Annotated in this window: 2 protein-coding genes and 2 pseudogenes; all 4 read right to left on the reverse strand. The window is 70.4% G+C overall.

Translation table 11 applies throughout. The features are described from left to right. Nucleotides 1–478, reverse strand: a 478-nt coding sequence (locus AB0M20_RS34805) for a hypothetical protein (protein ID WP_364304655.1), incomplete at its 3' end; no start/stop codon positions are given. A gap of 548 nt (nucleotides 479–1,026) precedes the next feature. Next, a complete protein-coding gene (locus AB0M20_RS34810) occupies nucleotides 1,027–1,647 on the reverse strand; it encodes an LPXTG cell wall anchor domain-containing protein (RefSeq protein ID WP_364304656.1) in 621 nt (206 codons plus the stop codon). Between the two features lie 190 nt (nucleotides 1,648–1,837). Continuing rightward, nucleotides 1,838–2,368, reverse strand: a pseudogene (locus AB0M20_RS34815) (regulatory protein RecX); the annotation flags it as partial. Between the two features lie 599 nt (nucleotides 2,369–2,967). Beyond that, nucleotides 2,968–3,095 (reverse strand): annotated as a pseudogene (locus tag AB0M20_RS34820) (DNA recombination/repair protein RecA); the annotation flags it as partial.

The raw sequence follows: 3,095 nt of genomic DNA on the forward strand, positions 1-3,095 counted from the left end.
CCGCACCCGAGCTTGGCGCGGCACCGTAAGCCGCACCCGAGCTTGGCGCGGCACCGTAAGCCGCACCCGAACTATGCGCCGCGCCATAGGCCGCACCCGAACTCGGCGCGGCGCCATAGGCCGCAGCCGGATCCGGAGCGGCGGCGCCGCTCGAGGGTGCGTCTGCCGGGGTGGTGCCGGCCTCGCTCGCGTTGGGCGCAGCGGTGCCGATCTGGGTTACATCGGCTTGATTTCCGGCGGTGCCTTCCGCTGGGATCTGGCTCTGCGGTTGTGCCTGTGCCGGGATGGTCACGGTTGCCTCGGACGGCGGCGTCACGATCTCGGTGCGATCCGCGTCGACGATCACCGTCTCGTCCGGATTGGACGACTCATCGCCCGCCCCCGAATCGGCGTCGCGACCAGCCTCCCGTTGGCTTGGATCGACGCCTCGATGAAAGGGCCCGTATCCGCGCGCAACATCAGGGGAATTACCGGTCACGCTGCAACATACTACTAGCCGGTTGCCAGGTTCGATGCCCTGAGAGATCCACTCACGGGAATGGACGCCCAGGTCACAACGTCCCCTCGAAGCGGCCGCGATCAGTCGATCACCCACCCCCGGCAAGAGACTCGACGATCGGTGTCCTGACGTCCATACGACACATGAAATCGCCGGCACCTGACGCTGCCCGCGGCAAACGAGACCGCCGGCACGGCCCCCGACGCCGCCGCACACCAGACCGCCGCGCGCCCCACACCGCCCGAGCATGGCAGGCGGCGTCGCCACGCTCAGCGGCGGCGTGGTCCTTGACCATGGGCGTCACTGCACACAAGCCGCCACACGCCGACGCCCTCCACCGCACACAAATCGACCTACGCCCGACCCCATCACGGCACACGACGGCCCACGCCTCCACACCGACCACACACGAACCTGCCCGGCTGCCGAAGCAGCCGGGCAGTTCGCGTTGGTTCACGGTCATGGCCGCTGTGACCATGTCCCGCTATGCCCCGTGGTCGGACCAGGTCCTGACCTCGGCCGGTGAATCAGTCCTCGGCCGGGGTCTCCCGGCGCCGACGTGACACCAGGATGAGCCCGACGCCGCCGGCCGCGATCGCAGCGCCGACGCCGGCGATGGTCACCACGTCCGTGCCGGTGCGGGCCAGCTGCGCGCCGCCGTTGTCCGACGAACCGCCTGAGCCGCTACCGGAGTCGTCGTTGTTGTTCCCCGAGTTGTTGCCGCCGCCGGAGTCGTCGTCATCGTCGTCGTCATCTCCGCTGCCGCCGCCCGTGCCGGGGTTGGGATCCGGATCGGGATCCGGGTCCGGATCGGGGTCCGGGTCGGGATCGGGGTCCGGGTCGGGGTCCGGGTCGGGATCGGGGTCCGGATCCGGGTCCGGGTCGGGGTCGGGATCGGGATCCGGATCGGGGTCCGGCGGGTCCTCGTCGCCGGGCGGGTCGACCTTCTGGCCGGCTGCTGCGCCCTCGGTGTCGGTTTGCGGGCCGGGTTCGAGAGCCAGGGTGGCGCTGACAGCGGCCTCCGGCAGCGTCGCGGCGGACGCGGAGGGGGCGCCGGCGAACGCGGCCACACCCATGGCGCCGGCCAGCAGGCCAAGTCGCGCAACGGCTCGTAAGCCGCGAACGCGGGCGAGATGTTTGGTACTCATGTTCCTCCCCGTACTTGCTATCGAACAAAGCCTTCAGCTGTCCGCACAGGACAGATGATGTTCGGGCAATCAGGGATGCAAACTACCGAATCTTTTTGCGTCGCGCCATCCATGGTTGACAATGCGGGCACATCGGACAGTGGCCTGCTCACATCACGTATGGATGACACTGAGTAGTGTCAACAACGCGTCACGAAATTGTGTCACCGGATTCGTCGGCCATCGCATCGGCGTCGATCCGCTCGGCGAATTCCGCCGCCTCGGCATCGCGCGCCGCCAATGCCTCTTTCACTGCACGAATCGCAACGCCGGCCGAGTAGCCTTTCCGCGCCAGCATTCCGACAAGCCGGCGGAACACAGCGTCGGGAGCCCCGTTCGCGGTGCGTAGTTTACGGTCGACCAGGGCCCGCGCGGCGGCGGCCTCCGCATCGTCATCCAGCGACTCCAGCGCCTCGCTCGCCACCTCGGCGTCGACCCCGCGCTGCCGCAACTCGTTCGCCAACGCACGCCGCGCCAGCCCTCGTCCGTGGTGCCGGCTGGACACCCACGCCCGTGCGAACGCCGCGTCATCGATGATCCCGACCTCGTCGTACCGGTCGAGAACCTCGGCGATCACCTCTTCGGAGATCTCCCGCCGAGCCAGCGCCTTGGCCAGCTCCGCCCGCGTTCGCGGCCGCACGGCAAGCTGCCGCAGACAGATCTCCCGCGCCACCTCGGACTCACTCCGCGGCGGCTCATCCTCCTGCCGTCGCCCGCCGCCACGCTCTCCGCCACGCCCGCCGCCACGCCCTTCGCGCCCGCCGCGAGCCCACCCGGGTCCGGCCGAGGCTGCACCGCTTCGAGCGCCGGCCCCATCGGCGCCGCGCCCGGTCTCCGGCTCTTCGCCAGACGGCGGGTCGAGACCGGCCCGCCCAGCACCGGTCGAGCTACCCCAGCCACCACGCCCCCGCGAGCTCCGGCGGGGACGGTTCGGAACGTTGCCGCGTTCCTCGTCGCCGGACCGGGACTCGCCACCAGGGAATTCTTCGCGGGCCGGCCGCGGCGGGATGGCATCCCACCCGCGCCCCGACCGAGCCCCACGTCGTCCCGGCATCGGTGCTCAGCGCCCCAACATCGCGACCGACCGCCTCATCGCGACCGACCGTGTCATCGCGACCGCCGCTGACATCGCGACCGAACCAGCCATCGCGACCGGCCCTGACATTGCGACCGGCGCTGACATTGCGACCGGCGCTGCCATTGCGACCGAACCAGCCATCGCAACTGGCCCTGTCGTCGCGGCCGGCTCGCGGAGAGCCGGCCGGAGGGCCGCAGCCCGCATCAGAAGTCGACCGGCGGCAGCTCGACGCCGCCCGCCGCGTCGCCGGTGGTCTGACCGACGCCCAGCTTCTCGAGGATCTTCTTCTCGATCTCGGCCGCCACGTCGGGGTTCTCCTTGAGGAACTCCC

Origin of the sequence: Actinoplanes sp. NPDC051633 (genome assembly GCF_040681735.1) — a bacterium.
GTDB lineage: Bacteria > Actinomycetota > Actinomycetes > Mycobacteriales > Micromonosporaceae > Actinoplanes.